Here is a 15019-nt window from a genome sequence, read left to right as displayed (position 1 = left end):
CGTTTTCCAAGATGAATGTCCGCAAAAGGCTGATTGCCATATTTCTTTCATTTCTGCTCGTAACCGCCATTTTAACAATCAGGCTGTTCTGGATCCAGGTTGTCCAGGCAGACGATCTTTATCAGAAGGCCTGGGAGCAATGGAACCGCAGTATACCTGCCCGCTCCCCCCGCGGGTCGATATATGACCGGAACGGAAGGTTGCTGGCGGGCAGTTGTACCGTCGAAACGGTGGTGGCCATCCCCGCACAGATTGAAAATCCACAGGAAACCGCAACTCTGCTGTCAGAAGTTCTTGAAGAGGATCCGGCGAGGCTGAAAGAACTTCTCACCCGCTCCCGTGCAGCAGTTTATCTCAAAAGGAAAGTGGATAAAGATGTCGCCCAGAAAGTTCGCGACCTGAAATTACCCGGCATCACATTTACCACGGAGGGAAAGCGTTTCTACCCGCAGGGTACGCTGGCATCGCAGCTTCTTGGTTTTGTCGGCATGGATCAGGGTTGGAGCGGCCTGGAAATAATGTACGAGGAAGAGCTGCGCGGGAAAGAAGGCCATCTCTACTTCCCTTCAGACAACCGGAACAGGCCCATTCCCCATGAGGTGCGAAGATTTGTTCCCCCCAGGGATGGAAAAGATCTTTATCTGACCATCGATGATACGATCCAGTATATCGTGGAAAGGGAACTGGAAAGGGCTCTCAATGAATATGGAGCCAAACAGGCGATCGCACTCGGTGTTGACCCTTTTACCGGCGAGGTGTTGACTGTATGCAGCAAACCCGATTTTGATCCCGCACAGTATTCCAAATACGACTCCAGGTACTGGAAGCTGACGCCATTTACCGGTACTTTTGAACCGGGGTCTACCTTCAAACTTGCCACATTGATGGCTGCAGTGGAGGAGGGTATTTACAATGAGAATGAAAGATTCTACTGCTCCGGATCCCTGGAGGTTGCCGGCACAAAAATAGGGTGCTGGACTTCCTCGCGTGGCGGTCATGGAAGCATAGATTATCTTGAGGCGGTACTCGGTTCATGCAACCCTGCATTCATGGTTCTGGGACAGCGGCTGGGGAAAGAAAAATTGTTTTCATATTACAAGACATTCGGTTTCGGAGCAAGGACCGGGATCGATTATCCAGGTGAGGGGAGCGGGATTATCTTTGAACCATCCCAGGTGGGGCCGCTGGAGCTGGCCACCTCATCTTTCGGGCAGGGAATATCCGTCACCCCCTTGCAGCAGGTCATGGCCTATGCGGCCATCGCCAACGGGGGGTATCTCATGAAACCCTACGTGGTCAAGGAGATAAAAGATCATGAAGGTAATGTGGTGGTGAAGAATGAACCGAAGGCCGTGAGGCAGATGATTTCCACCGAAACGTCCCGCAAAATAGCGGGGATCATGGAGAAAGTGGTCAGCAGCGGCAGCGGGATAAACGCCTACATAGAAGGGTTTCGGGTTGCCGGCAAGACAGGCACCGCTCAGAAAGTGGGCCCCGGCGGAGGTTATCTCCACGGAGGCTTGATCCTTTCTTTTGTGGGATTTGCACCCATGGAAAAACCGCAAATCATACTCTTTATTGCCGTAGACGGGGCGACGAGGGGATCTCAATGGGGATCACAGATCTGTGCACCGATCTTTCATCGTATCATGAAGGATGTTCTCAATTATATGGGTGTGCAACCGGGAGAGGACACCGTGCTTCCCGAGGGCGGGGTCATCGAGGTGCCCGATTTGATCGATCTTACTCTGGACGAAGCCGGGCAGATACTGGATAACAAAGGTTTGTTGTTGAAGACAATAGGCGAGGGTGCCAGGATCGTCGATCAGACCCCCAAGGGAGGGGGGCGGGTTCCGATCCATTCGCGTATAATAGTTTACCTTGACCGCAAGGTACTGCCTACCGGGAAAGTTGTTGTTCCCGACCTGAAAGGCATGACCATGGAGGAGGCCAGGGAGATCCTGCAATGGTTGGGACTGGGACTTAATGAAGAGGGAAGCGGCACGGTCGTTGAACAGTATCCCAAGTCAGGTACCGAAATGAGCCCCGGGAGGGAAGTCAGCGTGGTCTTCCGCAGAACCGGTTCTGGCGGGCCGTGACCCGCGGTGAAAGTTTATCTTTTTCTTGATTAGTTTATAATAAATCTGGAGCCAAAAATTGAACAGAAGGAAAGGTCCATGCATATAAACAGGTTGCTAGACAGCTTGCTGTTGAAGGAGATCAATGGCAGAATCGACGGTGAGGTTACCGGACTCGCGTACCACAGCGACAGGATTAAGAAAGGGTACCTTTTTTTTGCCTTGCCGGGAACAAAAGCCGCGGGCTGGGAGTATGCCCGGGAGGCAATGAGGAAGGGGGCACTGGCCGTAGTTGTCGGGGAAGATGCACCTCGCATGGATCTTCCCTGTATCCGCACCCCCGATGTCCGCCTGGCCATGGCAGCGCTGGCGGCGGCTTTTTACAGCCATCCTTCAAAAAAATTACGCCTCGTGGGGGTAACGGGGACAAACGGGAAGACGACGACCACATTCCTCATCGAGAAACTGCTGGAAACAAAGGGAGTTACCGGCGGCCTGATGGGGACGGTGGAGTACAGAATCGGCCGGGAAACATTTCCGGCCCTTTCCACAACCCCGGAAGCCCCGGAACTTCAAGCTTTGCTGGCTCTCATGGTCGAAAAAGAAGTTCCTTATGCTGTGATGGAGGTTTCATCCCACGCTCTGGACTGGCACCGGGTTTCCGGGTGCGAGTTCGATATCGCTGTTTTGACCAATATAACCGAGGAGCATCTTGATTTTCATCATGATTTTGAAGCCTATCGTGCAGCCAAGGGCAAGCTTTTTGCCGGGATGGGGGGGGGACTTTCCAAGATGGGGCGCCCCAGAGTGGCCGTGCTCAACAGGGACGATCCCCATTTTGATTATTTTTCCTCACTTGTTCCCGTGGAAAAAGTTACATACGCGGTCAGAAAGCCTGCCGATGTATATGCGGTAAATCCGGTTGTCGACCGGGGGGGTACTCGCTTCAGGGTGCGTTCCTTTGCCGGCGAGTTTGATCTTGACCTGAAATTGAGGGGTATGTTCAATGTCTACAATTCCCTTGCTGCCGTTGCTACCGGGCTGGCTGACGGGATGAAGATCGAGGATATAAAAAAGGGGCTGGAAGCGGTCACGGGGATACCGGGGCGATTTGAACTGGTGGAATGCGGGCAGGATTATCTGGTGATCGTTGATTATGCACACACCACAGACGGCCTGGAGAACATACTGCAGGGGGCCAGGCAGCTCCTGAAAGAGGGACGGCTGATCACGGTCTTCGGCTGCGGCGGGGAGCGTGATCGGTCCAAGCGGCCCCTGATGGGAGAGATCGCCGGGAAATACAGTGAAATATGTATCGTTACTTCGGACAATCCGCGGGGGGAAGATCCCGGGGCAATAATAGACGAGATCATCCCGGGCCTGGAAAAGACGGTAAAAGACGGGTACCATGTCAGGGTGGACCGCCATGATGCGATCAAGAAGGCGGTTGATCTGGCTGCACCGGGGGATATCGTCGTCATTGCCGGCAAGGGGCATGAGGAATACCAGATTTTCAAGGATAGGACCATATATTTCAGCGACCGGAAAACAGTGGAAGAATTGATTGTCGCAAAACCGGGAGATAGCTGAACCGGGCCTGTCCATTTTGCAATGTCTGTAACAAAGGAATATCATGATGAAACTTACTTTACGCGAGCTTGCCGCGGCTACGGGGGGGACCCTCGTTGGAGGTGACCCCGGCAGGCTGATAGAAAGAATTTCAATCGATACCCGCAGTCTTGAACCCGGGGACTGGTTTGTCCCCCTGAAGGGGGAGAGAACTGATGGCCATCGTTACATTTCCGAAGCTTTCCGGAAGGGAGCCGGTGGGGTATTCACTGCACAGGATCCCCCCCGGGGTGCGGGTTCCGGGGCTGTCCTCAGGGTCGGTGACACGCTCGATGCATTGCAAAAGTTGGCGGGGTATTACCGACGCCGATTCGATACGGAAGTGATCGGGATAACGGGTAGCAGCGGGAAAACCACGACCAAGGATCTGGCAGCCACGGTGCTGGGAAGCCATTTCAACCTGCTGAAAACCGGTGGTAACTACAACAATCATATCGGCCTGCCCCTGACTCTACTGGGCCTGAATGAAGGTCATCGGGTGGCAGTTCTGGAGATGGCCATGCGGGGCCCGGGTGAAATTGCCCATCTGGCCCGGATCGCGGTTCCCCGCTGGGCAGTCATCACCAATATAGGCACGGCGCATTTTGAGCTTCTAGGATCGGTGGAGAGCATTGCCCGGGCCAAGGGTGAACTGCTCGAAAATCTGGGTGATGGCGGGGTTGCCATCCTCAACGGGGATGATCCGCACCTGCGGAAACTGGGGCAGGGGTGCTGCCGACAGGTTTTCTATTATGGCTGGGGAAAGAACGTTGATTTTCGGGCTTGTGCATATGCCGGCCATGGCCAAAGGGCAAGTTTTGAAGTGGCTTTTCCCGATGGCCGGAGGCGCCCATTTGAGCTGCCCCTTCCCGGGAAACACAATGTCAGCAATGCCCTTGCCGCTCTGGCGCTGGGTTTTCTTTTCAAAATAGATATCGATGCTTTGAATTTTGATCTATGGGATTTTCATCATTCACCGGGCCGGCTGCGGATAACGGAAATGGGGGGGCTGAAGATCATCGATGACACATACAATGCCAATCCCGCTTCCATGAAAGCTACCATCGAAGTGATGCAGGAGATGGAAGTGCCCGGCCTGAAGATTGCCGTCCTTGGGGATATGCTGGAACTTGGCGAGATATCGGAAGATGCCCACCGGGAAGTTGGCAGGAAAATAGCCGGTAGCGGCATTGATTATCTGATTACAATCGGGGGATGGGCCCGGTTCATCGCCGAAGAGGCCCACGGGGGCAAAGTGAAGGTGCGGGTTTGCAAGGACAGGGAACAGGCCTGGAACAAATTGCATGATATACCCATTACAGCGGGTAGCATGATCCTTTTCAAAGGATCCAGGGGAATGGAACTGGAGAAGATGATCCACAGATTGAAAAAATATCACGGGCTGCAGGAAAACTGACCCTTTCAAAAATGGAGGGAAGGATGTTATCGACGGTATCAAAAGCCATATTATTGTCTTTGTCAATAAGCGTTGTTGGATGCCCCCTGTATATATTTTATGCCAGGCGCAGGCAATTTCAGCAAAACGTAAGGGAAGACGGACCGCAGCGGCATCTTTCCAAAACAGGCACACCCACCATGGGGGGGATTGTGTTTCTGGTCTCGGCCACGATTTCACTCTTCATTGTTCAGCCCCGGCCGGGTGTCCTGGTCCATGTTTGCCTGTTGATGGTCATCGGCAATGCAGCGATTGGCTTTCTTGATGACTACGGCAAAGTGGTGCGCGGCCAGTCCCTGGGGCTCAAGGCGAGAACCAAGCTGGCGGGGCAGTTTCTGGTTGCGGCCTTGCTCGTCATATATTTGTATCAAACCGGCCATCCGACGACCCTGGAGATACCTTTCACACATATTACTTTCGAAGCGGGATGGTTCTACCCGCTCGTGGTACTGGTCATGGTCATGGGTGCGACCAATGCGGCCAATCTGACCGATGGTATAGATGGCCTGGCCGCCGGTACATCGATCATAGCGCTGATGGCTTTCATGATCATTGCCTCCATGAAGGGCCTGCCGGAGATAGCCCTTTTTTGTGGTGCGCTGATCGGAGCGACCTTCGGTTTTTTGATCTTCAATCTGCATCCGGCCAGGTTATTCATGGGCGATGTGGGTTCCCTGGCGCTGGGGGGAAGCCTGGCGGTGGTGGCCATCCTTACCAAGTGTGAATTGCACCTGGTCATTATCGGGGCGGTATTTGTAATCGAGACCCTCTCCGTGGCCATGCAGGTATTGTGGTTTCGCTTCAAAGGCAGGCGTGTGTTTTTGATGAGCCCGCTCCACCATCATTACGAGTTGAAAGGCTATTCCGAATGGCAGGTGGTCATGGGGTTCTGGGGTCTCTCATTCATCTTTGCCCTGATAGGGCTCATGGGTGCGGGAAAGATATATTTTTGAATGGTCGGTCATGGTTTTCGAATCGTTATCGAGCAGAGGTGGCCGGAGATGTTACTGGAGAAGATCAGAAAAAAAGAAACGGTGGTTGTAGGCCTGGGGCTCAGCGGGCTGGCAACGGTATGTTTCCTGCTGGAACTGGGTGCCAGCAAGGTGGTGGTCAATGACCGCCGCAGGCTTTGCGAACTGGAACAGGAAATGACCCGGTTGAAGAATGATCCCCGGATATCCGTGGTTTCGGGTGAGCATCCAACTTCGCTGATCAACGAGAAAACGGGGCTGGTTGTCAAGAGCCCGGGTGTCAACCCACATCTTGGAATCCTGGAAAAAGCGCATGATGCAAAAATACCGATAATTTCAGAGATTGAACTGGCATATCATTTTACCAGAGTGCCAATAATAGGCATTACGGGAACCAATGGTAAAACAACCACGACCATGATGGTCTCCGAAATTTTCCAGAGAGCCCGGTTCGGAAGGACTTTTACGGCAGGCAACATCGGCAGTCCCCTCGTTGATGCGGCAAGGGAGGCCGGAGCCACCCCCGGGGACATGATCGTTGCGGAATTGAGCAGTTTTCAACTTGACAACACCATCAATTTCCGTCCCCTGATAGCGGTCATACTGAACATCGGGGAAGACCATCTGGATTATCATCTTACAAGAGAGAAATACGCCGACGCAAAGAAGAAGATCCTGGCCAATCAGACGGAATCGGATGTAGCCGTTCTGAATGCCGATGATCCGCTCGTATTATCTTTCAAAAACAAAACCAGGGCTTCTCCCCTGTTTTTCAGCCGAAAAAAAATGGTGGAAGGTTTCTGTGTCAGGAAGGGAACGATCGGCCTCAACAGGGAGGGGGTATTTGAACCGCTCTGCTCCCGGGAAAAGGTGGCCCTTCCCGGCAATCACAATCTGGAGAACGCCCTGGCGGCGGCTTCCGCTGCCTGGGCCGGCGGCGTGGACTTGAAAACGATCGGCGATGTGCTGGAGTCTTTTGAAGGTTTGGAACACCGACTCGAACATGTAAGGGTCATGGACGGCATTACATTTGTAAATGATTCCAAGGGAACCAACCCGGAAGCATCGATCGGCGCCCTGGAGGCCTTTCCCGGAAAGGAGAAGATCCTCATTGCGGGAGGGAAGGAAGAAGGTCTGAATTATGAGGGATTGGTCAGGGCGGCCATTACAAACAGAGTTAAAATGATAGTATTATTGGGGGAGACAGCCCATAAAATTAAAGAGGCCGCGCATGAAGCAGGATTTGAGGATACACAGATCGTGGCCTCGCTGGAGGAGGCAGTTGCGGGGGCATGGAAGAACGCGGTAGCCGGGGATATCATCCTTCTCTCTCCTGCTTCCGCCAGCATGGATATGTTCGCCAATTATGAAGAAAGGGGTCGGCGTTTCAAGGAAGTGGTCAACGCCTTGAGGGGATGAGCAGAAGAAGGTTGCGGGCCAGGCCCGGGCAGGAAGGGAAAAAAAAGGATCCCGATTTCACCATCTTTCTGGTAACCCTTATTCTTCTGGGTATCGGACTGGTAATGGTTTTCAGTGCCAGCTATGTGGATGCCGCGGAAAGCAGGGGAGACCCTTATTTTTTTCTTAGACGTCAGATATTCTGGGCATTGCTGGGGATCACGGGTATGCTGTTTTTCTCACGTTTTGACCATCGTCATCTGAAACGGCTTTCCCCGGCCATGGTCATCATCAGTTTTGTTTTGCTGGCAGCCGTATATATACCAGGGGTGGGGATAGAAATTCACGATGCCAGAAGGTGGATCGGAATCGGTTCTTTTCTGACTTTCCAGCCTTCCGAATTTACCAAGCTTGCCCTGGTTATTTTCACGGCGGCGTACCTCAGCAGCAAGAGTATCCGTATGGAAAATTTCTGGTCCAGCAGTTTCATCCCCCTGTCGGTAGCCGGGCTATCCTTTCTGTTCATACTGTGGCAGCCGGATATGGGTACCGGATTGATCATTCTTCTGGGTATTGCCATGGTCATTTTTCTGGCCGGAATGCCTTTCAAACAGATAGCGGCGCTGGCCGGCCTGTCTTTTCCGGCCATCATCTATCTTGTGTTCAGCGCCTCTTACCGTCTCAAACGGTTGACATCATTTCTTGATCCCTGGGCGGATCCACTGGGAGACGGCTACCATATCATCCAATCTCTCTATGCCCTGGGGCCAGGGGGCATCTTCGGAGTGGGGCTGGGAAGAAGCAGGCAGAAGCTGTACTATCTGCCGGAACCCTACAACGACTTTATATTCGCAATCATCGGGGAGGAACTGGGTTTCGTGGGGGCGACGGCGGTTATTCTCCTCTTCTTCATCCTGGTATGGAGGGGGATGAAGGTGGCACTGTCGTCACCGGATCTTTTTGGAGGCTTGTTGGCGGCGGGGATCACATTCATGATCGGTGCCCAGGCCTTGATAAATATCGGTGTGGTAACCGGTAGCCTTCCGGTCACGGGGCTGAACCTCCCCCTGATCAGTGCCGGAGGAAGTTCGTTATTTTTCAACCTCTGCGGTATCGGCATTCTGTTGAATATATCCAGATATGCCAATCAATAAGGGTAAGAGAAAGGACAAAAATGCGCATTTTGATCTGTGGCGGGGGAACGGGAGGGCATATTTACCCCGGCCTGGCACTGGCTCGCTACATCCGGAAAAAAAGGCAGGATGCCGAGATCCTGTTCGTGGGAACAGCGCGGGGATTGGAAAAAAAAATTGTCCCGGAGGCCGGTTTCAACCTGAAAGAAATAACGGTGCGGGCTTTCAAAAAATATCCCCCGGCAGAATTGTGGGGAGCAACGGTCGATCTATGCCGGAGTATCAAACAATCCCTCGAGATTGTCAGAGATTTCGAGCCCGATGTTGTTGTCGGCACCGGGGGATACGTGGCCGGGCCGGCCGTTCTGGCTTCAAGAATGAGACGGCGGCCGATCGTCATTCATGAGCAGAACGTTATACCTGGCCGAACCAACAGAATACTGGCACGTTGGGCCGACAGGATCTGCATTTCTTTCGAGGCTTCCCGTGTTCATTTCAAGGATAAAAGAGTGGTACTTACCGGAAATCCACGGGCCGGTGAGGTGGTTGATCTGACACGTGAAGAAGGCTTTGAACGGTTTGAAGGCCTTGATCCACGTAAAAGGACCATCCTGGTCGTGGGTGGCAGCCAGGGGGCTCTCAGAATGAACGAGGTCATGGTTGACCTTGTCACGCGTGGTGGTCTTCCTTCGGGAAGCCAGCTTCTGTACATCACGGGAAATTCATATTACGGATGGGTGAAGGAAAAGATAGGGGGAGAATCGCTTCCGGGGATACTGCTGATGCCCTACCTGCATGATATGCCGGCGGCTCTTGCCATTGCGGATCTGATCATCAGCAGGGCAGGGGCCACGGCCCTTGCGGAGATAACGGCGCGGGGGGTGCCGGCCTTTCTTGTACCGTCTCCCAATGTTGCTCACAACCATCAATATTTCAATGCGCGGTTACTGGAAGGGGAAGGCGCCGCCCGCATCATGATGGAGAAGGATTTTACCGCGGTTCGGCTGGCCGGAATGATGGAGGAAATGTTCGGCGCTCCGGAAAAGTTGAAAGAAATGGCCCGAAAGAGCAGGGGTATGGGGACACCTGATGCCGCCTCCAGGATGTATCGTTGCCTTCTGGAAGCGATGGAACAATAAGATCGGGAGGAAAAAATGGATACGGAGCGGTTGTTGAAATCGATCCAGGTCAAATTCGAGAAAGATGCACCGATGTCCAGGTACACATCTTTCGGGGTAGGCGGAAGTGCCGATTACCTGGTTTTCCCTGCTGATGTAAATGAAATTAAGCTGTTGCTCGGAACTGTAAAATCAGCCGGGGTGCCCCTCCTGATCATGGGAAAGGGTACCAATTTGCTGGTAAGGGATGGCGGCCTGAGGGGGGTGGCCGTGCAGCTGGGCAGCGCTTTCAACTATTTCCGGGCCGAGGGTACAGAAGTGGTAGTCGGTGCGGGGGCCCTTCTTTCGCATCTGGCCCGGAAAGCGGTGGATGGTGGGCTATCCGGGCTTGAATTTGCTTCCGGTATCCCCGGTACCGTGGGGGGCGGAGTGATCATGAATGCGGGGGCTTTCGGGGGCACGGTCGGGGGTCTTGTCAGGGAATTGGGTTTTGTGAACTTCGACGGTGAACCCGGGCGCATCGGGCATGAGGAAATTGTATTCGGTTACCGTTGGAGCAGCCTCCGGGAAAACAAAGGGGTGATCACCGATTGTCGTCTGTCATTGGAGGAAGATTATCCCGGGAAGATTGCAGAACGTATGCGTGAAATGATAGAAGTCCGGCGGCAAAGACAGCCACGGCTTCCCAGCGCCGGCAGTGTTTTCAGAAACCACCCCAGTATCCCTGCGGGAAAGTTGGTGGAAACGGCGGGGGGAAAAGGATTGTGCGTGGGGGGTGCCCGGGTATCGGAAGAGCATGCCAATTTTATTGTGAATGCGGGTGGGGCAACGGCAGGGGACATTCTGGATCTCATCGATATGATCAGGGAGAGAGTGATGAAGACTCATGGTATCGATCTGGAACTCGAAATCGAGATCGTTGGCGAAGATCGATGATCGGGGTTTCATCTCCCGGTGCAGGGAATTCAAGTTAAAAGTGGACAAGCTTCCAATGCCTGGTTCGGGGCAAAAATAATGGCAAAAAAATAAAATATTAGAGGATAATTAATTTCGTTGTTGAATCTAACTTTATATATGGAATAGAGCCGGCTAGGAGGTAACAGTTTGAAACAAAAGGAAATAATTGTTGGAATGGATGTAGGAACATCGCATATACGAGTGATTGTCGGGGAACACCGTTCCGATGGAACTATAAATATAATCGGCGTTGGTTTGAGCCCCTCCGAGGGGATAAGAAAGGGTTTTGTCGTTGATCAGGACAAGACCATAGATGCAATAAGCCGGGCGGTCGAGGAAGCGGAAAGGATGGCCGGGATAAGGATAGAATCCGCTTTTATCAGCCTGGTGGGCTTGAATGTGCAGTTGCTCAAAAGCCGTGGCGTGGCTACGATAACGGCCGAAGACAGGGAAATACGTCCCCAGGATGTGGAAAGGGCGCTGGAAAATACAAAGGTGGCCCTTCCTTCCGAACGCGAAATTGTAGAGGTAATCGCGCATGAATATATCGTGGACGGGTACGATGGTATCAAGGATCCGGTGGGTATGTTGGGAGTGCGGCTTGAAGTCGACGCCGTGATCGTGACCACCTCGGCAACGTGCTTGCAGAACCTCATCAGGTGCATCAAGAGGGCGGGTATCGAAATAGAGGGAATCGTACTGCAATCATTTGCCAACGGGGAAATCACGCTTACCAGGGACGAGAAAGAACTGGGGGTATTTGTTATAGACATAGGTGGGGGAACGACGGAGATTGCTTTCTTCAAGAATGGGATCTTGCAAGACCTTTCCGTTCTGCCCATCGGCGGTAATCTTATTACCAACGACCTTTCCGTGGGCCTGCATACCAGTTATTATGCTGCCGAGAACTTGAAAATCGAGTACGGCTGTGCCCTCCAGTCGGCTGCAAATACGGAAGAAAAGATAGAGATCATCACTGTCGGGGGCAAGGAAAAAGTAAAAGTATCCGCGCAAGATCTGGCTCGCTACATAGGCCCCCGCGTTCAGGAAATCCTTCAGTTTGCACGGGAAGAGATGTTCAAGATGGCCGGAAGCGATGCATTGTCGTCCGGGGTGGTCTTGACCGGCGGGGTTTCTCTGATGGAAGGGTTGACCGAGATAGCCGAGGAAGTGATCGGGACATCCATCAGGATCGGGGAACCGCAGCTGGTCGGTGTTCAGAGTCCCATCTATACCACTGCCGTGGGTATCATTTATTATGTTATCCACAACATCGGGGTGGGGGTAAGTTATTCCGAGAAAAAAGAAGCGGCCGGGTCATTCGGTTTTTTTGCAAAGCTTTGGAAGCAGATTCTGAGCTGGTTCAACGATTTTTTTGAGTAATCTGAATGCACAAGGGGGGTAACGCGGTGATTGATTTTGATATCGAGATGGAACATTTCGCAACAATCAAGGTTATCGGCGTTGGTGGGGGTGGAAGCAATGCCGTGAACCGTATGATCGGGGTGGGCCTCAAGGGAGTTGATTTCCTTGCGGTCAATACTGATGCCCAGGCTCTGTATTTGACCGAAGCAAGCACCAAAATACAGATCGGGGAGGAACTCACCAAGGGGCTGGGAGCGGGAGCCAATCCTGAAATAGGGAGGCAGGCGGCGGAGGAAAGCCAGGACCGGATCCGCGAGGCCCTGGAAGGTGCCGACATGATTTTTATCACCGCCGGGATGGGCGGGGGGACTGGAACCGGCGGGGCACCGGTTATTGCCGGAATTGCCAAGGAACTGGGTGCATTGACGGTCGGGGTGGTCACCAAACCGTTTCCTTTTGAACTTCGCAAACGCCATGAACAGGCCGAGGAAGGTATCAGAAGGTTGAAGGATGAGGTCGATTCGCTCATCGTCATTCCCAACGAGCGGTTGTTGCAGATTGTGGAGAAAAGAACCCCCATACTGGAAGCATTCCGTATGGTTGACGATGTGTTGCGCCAGGGGGTTCAGGGTATTTCCGACCTGATTGCTGTGCCGGGGATCATCAACCTGGATTTTGCCGATGTTAAAACCATAATGGAGGAAACAGGCACGGCCCTGATGGGTGTGGGGGTTTCCAACAGTGAAAATAGAGCCGTTGATGCAGCCAAGAATGCCATCACCAGCCCCTTGCTGGAAACATCGATCGAGGGGGCGAAGGGGATATTGATCAACATCACGGGGGGGAAGGATCTGGGCCTGTACGAGATCACGGAAGCTGCGGACATTATCTCCAAGCAAGCCGATTCTGAAGCAAACACCATCTTTGGCGCGGTGATCGATGAATCGATGGAAGACAAGATCAGGGTCACGGTCATCGCCACGGGGTTTGACCGGAAAAGCAAGCACCAGAACGTGGTTGAGGCTGATTTCGGGAAAGCCAGATTTGCGGATGGGAGCGATATAGATACGCCGGCGTTCATACGCCATCAGAAAAAAGACGAATAATCAATCTTCACAGGACCGGAAAGAAAAAAACCTCAATAAAAGGCTGATTAAAGCCTTTTATTTTTTTTTAACATCCCCAACGAGCGACAAATTATATGCCCACCCTCATGTATAATCAAGCATACCCGATTATGCAATGTCATAAAAATAATTAGCAACTGTACCCAAAGGAGAACAAGGTGTATCTTGATTTACTGATCATCGCCAATCTGTGCATGGATTATTGTTTGTTGTATGCGGTGGGCAGATTGACCCATCGCCGGTCCGGAGCCGGCAAACTGCTTCTCGGGGCGCTGGCCGGTGTGTTGCCGGCAATATGCTTTACGATTTTTCCCGCTTCAAACTTCCTCTGGATAGTCTTCGTGATGATCACGCCGTTTTTCATGGTGGGCCTTGCCTATTTTCCTCTCAGGAGAAGGGATTTTATTTTCATGGGTAGCCTCATGTTCCTGCTGGCCTTTGTCTTCTGCGGTTGCATTCTGGTGCTTCTCAATCTGCAACCGGTCGCAATGGCCGTAGACAAACCTGTGTTCCTGTTCCATTTATTGATGGTCGGCTTTCTGTTCACCGGCGTACTCTCTTTTTTTCAACCTTTCCTGGAAGGACGCAAATGGCAGGCTCTCATGCATGCGCGAGTCCAGGTCTGCATGGATGACAGGAAGCAGACCATAGCAGCCTATCTTGACACGGGAAACCGTGTCAGGGAGCCCTTTTCCAGGAAACCGGTAATAATCGTGAACCATCAAAGCCTTCAGAAGATAATCCCCGGTGATGTTTATAAACTGTTCAAGAGCGATTTTGATTCGGTAAAAGTGATGGAAAGCATCTCCGATCCGGATCTAAGCCTTCGTTTCTACCTTATCCCCGTCACGGGATTGGGAGGGAGGACAGAACTTCTGCTTGGATTCAGGCCCGATCGGATCAAAATAATGCGGGGCAGGGAAAGCCGGGAAATCGGGTCGCAGGTGGCAATCGGTATTCATAAACACAACTTCAACAATTCGGGGGAATATGAAGCTTTGATTCCTCCGGAGGTGTTGCAGCTCGTCAGTTAATCAAATTCATGATCTGAAAGGGTGGCCAATATGTACAAAATGTTAAATCGGTTTCGCTCCAGATTGAGATTGTTTGTTTTTCGTTTATTTCCCTGGGAAAGGTTGAAACAATACCGCTATCTTTTCTATGTAAGCAACAGTGAAACCTTGCCTCCGCCATTGAGCCATGAGGAAGAAGACGATCTGTTGAACAAACTCAAAAAGGGAGATTACACGGTCAGAACAACCTTGATTGAACGCAATCTGCGGCTGGTGGTTTACATTGCCCGCAAATTCGAGAATACGGGTGTGAACATCGATGACCTGTCTTCCATCGGAACAATCGGGCTCATCAAGGCCGTGAATACGTTTGACCCTCACAAGAATATCAAACTGGCCACCTATGCTTCCAAGTGCATTGAAAACGAGATACTCATGTTTCTCCGGCGCAATCACAAGGTCCGACTGGAAGTTTCTTTCGACGAACCGTTGAATGTTGATTGGGATGGGAACGAGCTCCTCCTTTCCGATATTCTGGGTACCGAAGGGGATCTGGTCATCAAAAGCATAGAGCAGGAAATTGAAAGGAAGTTGCTTTATCTGGCCATTGAAAAACTGACTTACCGGGAAAAAAGGATCATGGAGCTGAGGTTTGGATTGGAGGGGGAAGTGGAGAAAACACAGAAAGAGGTTGCCGAGATGCTGGGCATCTCGCAATCCTACATATCCCGCCTGGAGAAAAGGATCATCAAAAGATTGCAGAAAGAGATAAAAAAGATGGAATAGACAACTTTT

Annotated in this window: 12 protein-coding genes; all 12 read left to right on the top strand. The window is 52.1% G+C overall.

From position 1 onward, the window contains the following. The first annotated feature begins 11 nt into the window (after nt 1-11). The 12 genes from GX364_01870 to sigE all read left to right on the top strand — a co-directional run bounded on the left by GX364_01870 (nt 12) and on the right by sigE (nt 15010). Nucleotides 12-2099, top strand: a complete 2088-nt coding sequence (locus GX364_01870) for a PASTA domain-containing protein (protein ID NLI69602.1) — start codon at nt 12-14, stop codon at nt 2097-2099. A gap of 78 nt (nt 2100-2177) precedes the next feature. Next, nucleotides 2178-3668 (top strand): UDP-N-acetylmuramoyl-L-alanyl-D-glutamate--2,6-diaminopimelate ligase, encoded by a 1491-nt coding sequence (locus tag GX364_01865; protein NLI69601.1) that lies wholly within the window; start codon nt 2178-2180, stop codon nt 3666-3668. Nucleotides 3669-3711: 43 nt separating this feature from the next. After that, on the top strand, nt 3712-5103 hold the full coding sequence (locus tag GX364_01860; GenBank protein NLI69600.1) for a UDP-N-acetylmuramoyl-tripeptide--D-alanyl-D-alanine ligase: 1392 nt from the start codon (nt 3712-3714) through the stop codon (nt 5101-5103). Between the two features lie 23 nt (nt 5104-5126). Continuing rightward, on the top strand, nt 5127-6095 hold the full coding sequence (locus GX364_01855) for a phospho-N-acetylmuramoyl-pentapeptide-transferase (protein NLI69599.1): 969 nt from the start codon (nt 5127-5129) through the stop codon (nt 6093-6095). Beyond that, nucleotides 6096-7532 (top strand): UDP-N-acetylmuramoyl-L-alanine--D-glutamate ligase, encoded by a 1437-nt coding sequence (locus GX364_01850; GenBank protein NLI69598.1) that lies wholly within the window; start codon nt 6096-6098, stop codon nt 7530-7532. Continuing rightward, a complete protein-coding gene (ftsW, locus tag GX364_01845) occupies nt 7529-8665 on the top strand; it encodes a putative lipid II flippase FtsW (GenBank protein NLI69597.1) in 1137 nt (378 codons plus the stop codon). Before GX364_01850 ends, ftsW begins: the two co-directional genes overlap by 4 nt. Before the next feature lie 20 nt (nt 8666-8685). Beyond that, entirely contained in the window at nt 8686-9783 is a 1098-nt protein-coding gene (murG, locus tag GX364_01840) for an undecaprenyldiphospho-muramoylpentapeptide beta-N-acetylglucosaminyltransferase (GenBank protein NLI69596.1), read from the top strand. A 15-nt stretch (nt 9784-9798) separates the two neighbouring features. Further along, nucleotides 9799-10698, top strand: a complete 900-nt coding sequence (gene murB / locus GX364_01835; protein ID NLI69595.1) for a UDP-N-acetylmuramate dehydrogenase — start codon at nt 9799-9801, stop codon at nt 10696-10698. Between the two features lie 168 nt (nt 10699-10866). Then, nucleotides 10867-12102: a cell division protein FtsA gene (gene ftsA, locus GX364_01830; protein ID NLI69594.1), complete on the top strand. Its 1236-nt coding sequence runs from the start codon at nt 10867-10869 to the stop codon at nt 12100-12102. 26 nt (nt 12103-12128) lie between these two features. Then, nucleotides 12129-13190 carry a cell division protein FtsZ gene (ftsZ, locus tag GX364_01825; protein NLI69593.1) on the top strand — a complete coding sequence of 354 codons (1062 nt, stop codon included), beginning with the start codon at nt 12129-12131 and terminating at the stop codon, nt 13188-13190. Nucleotides 13191-13369: 179 nt separating this feature from the next. After that, nucleotides 13370-14245, top strand: a complete 876-nt coding sequence (locus tag GX364_01820) for a sigma-E processing peptidase SpoIIGA (protein ID NLI69592.1) — start codon at nt 13370-13372, stop codon at nt 14243-14245. A 39-nt stretch (nt 14246-14284) separates the two neighbouring features. Then, nucleotides 14285-15010: an RNA polymerase sporulation sigma factor SigE gene (gene sigE, locus GX364_01815; protein NLI69591.1), complete on the top strand. Its 726-nt coding sequence runs from the start codon at nt 14285-14287 to the stop codon at nt 15008-15010. Nucleotides 15011-15019: the final 9 nt, after the last annotated feature.

The organism is Bacillota bacterium (genome assembly GCA_012518215.1).
Classification (GTDB): Bacteria; Bacillota; Dethiobacteria; order DTU022; family PWGO01; genus JAAYSV01.
Note: the sequence above shows the minus strand (reverse complement) of the source record. Positions and strands in the feature narration are given on the sequence as shown.